Genomic DNA, 2,272 nt, shown 5'->3' on the forward strand with positions numbered 1-2,272 from the left:
CCCGAACCTACAAAGCAACTGGAATAAATCTCAAAGCTATACCCATAGGCGAATCAGACCGTTTATTAACGATTTTGACACCAGAATATGGTTTGATTCGAGTGGTAGCCCCAGGAGTGAGGAAGCCAAAATCAAAATTGGGGGGCAGAAGTGAACTATTTGTAGTAAATCAATTATTAATTTCCCAAGGGCGATCGCTTGATAGAATAAATCAAGCAGAAACCATATTATCCTATGCGGGTCTTAGTCAAAACTTAGGAAAACTAGCAGCAGGTCAATACCTAGCAGAATTAGTTCTCCATCAAGCCTTAAGTGAACATCCCCAAGCAGAACTTTTCTATCTTCTCAGCGAACATTTAGAACGTATAGAAAAACTAAAAAATAAAACCGACCGTCTCTGGCATACCCAACTCATATCATATCTAGCTCATGGCATTTATCATCTATTAGCCATAGAAGGAATTGCCCCCCAAGTACAAATCTGTTGTATTACTGGACATCCATTACAGCCAAACTTTAATCATCCTAATTGGCAAGTCGGATTTAGTATAGATTCAGGTGGAGCCATTAAACTTGCCGATACTTCTGCAACTTCATCTTCACCGCAGCAAGTTAGGATGAATACTATGCTAAATGCCAATCAACTTTCACTATTTCAGCAGTTAGCTCAACCTCAGCTCAATGCTCAGGTGGAACTCACTTCTCATCAAGATTGGGTCATCGTTGAAAAACTTTTAAGAAAATATACCCAATATCATTTGGGTTACTCTATCCGCTCTGCGGCTCTTATCGATACCTTTTTAAATGGATAATTGACAATTGATAATTGATAATTAATCCATTCGGTTTAAAGCCTTTCCTTTTAAGGTTTATAAAGAAATCTGATGTCTTTATATTCAATCCTCTAGGTTTTAACCAGAGGTAATTATCCATTATCCATTGATGAAAATCTATATCTCCTTTAATCAAAAATGCAATTGTCTGATTCCGAGTTAAATACAACAGAAAAACAAGAAACACAATCAAAAGCAGACTCAAATTCGGCTACATCCTTAGCAGATATGGAACCCGAACGTGGACTTTTGCCAGTACTGAAAAATGGTAAATTTTTAATCCTCTGGAGTGGTCAAGTTTTTTCCCAACTTGCAGATAAAGTTTACCTGGTACTGACGATCGCTATTATTGCTAATCAATTCCAAGCAGCAGACCAGACTATAAGTAGATGGGTTTCGGCAATTATGATTGCTTTTACTATTCCTGCGGTGCTATTTGGAGCTGGAGCTGGTGTCTATGTGGATAGGTGGCCGAAAAAGATCGTATTGGTGGCCACAAATTTACTAAGAGGAGGATTAGTTTTGATTCTGCCACTAATATTGTGGCTGTCTAACGATTTTAATCTGGGCAATTTACCTTTGGGATTTTGCTTAATGTTGCTTTTAACTTTTCTAGTTTCTACCCTAACTCAATTTTTTGCCCCTGCCGAACAAGCGGTGATTCCTTTAATTGTGGAAAAGCGACATCTACTTTCGGCTAATTCTTTATATACAACGACGATGATGGCTTCTGTCATTATTGGCTTTGCAGTGGGAGACCCATTATTAGAGTTGGCTGATAGTTTGGTAAGCAAAATTGGTATAGGGGAAGCTATAGGTAAAGAGTTGGTTGTGGGAGGGAGTTACGCGATCGCTGGTTTATTACTAATTTTAATCAAAACTGGGGAACAGAAGGACTTAAGTGAAAAGGAACAACCTCATATTTTGGAAGACCTGGGGGATGGCCTAAATTATCTGAAAAATCATCTTCAAGTTCGTAATGCAATTATTCAGCAAATTATTTTATTTTCTATTTTTGCAGCTTTAGCAGTTTTAGCTGTACGTCTGGCAGAGATTATTCCTGGTATGGAGGCTGAAGAATTTGGATTTTTATTAGCTGCTGCTGGCATAGGTATGGCTATCGGCGCTGGAATAGTTGGTCAACTTGGACATTGGCTATCTCACTTCCAACTCAGTCTCATTGGATCTATAGGAATGGCAATTTCTTTAGTTGGTTTGTCCATATTTAACCAACAGTTGTGGGTGAGTATGGGTTTGATTGGTCTTTTGGGAATGTTTGGCGCAATAGTGGGAGTGCCGATGCAAACTACTGTTCAAGCTGAAACTCCTGAAGAAATGCGGGGTAAGGTATTTGGTCTCCAGAATAATGCGGTTAATATTGCTCTTAGTTTACCTTTGGCTTTAGCGGGAGTTGCAGAAACTTTTTTGGGTTTATCGAC

2 protein-coding genes are annotated in these 2,272 nt (G+C 38.8%); both read left to right on the forward strand.

The genetic code is table 11. The features are described from left to right. Positions 1 to 812 (forward strand): DNA repair protein RecO (recO, locus tag AC3DU7_RS31575; RefSeq protein WP_488043180.1); only part of this gene is annotated, 812 nt, incomplete at its 5' end. 159 nt (positions 813 to 971) lie between these two features. Beyond that, a partial coding sequence (locus AC3DU7_RS31580) for an MFS transporter (protein WP_488043181.1) occupies positions 972 to 2,272 on the forward strand: 1,301 nt, incomplete at its 3' end.

Source organism: Okeania sp. (assembly GCF_983059655.1).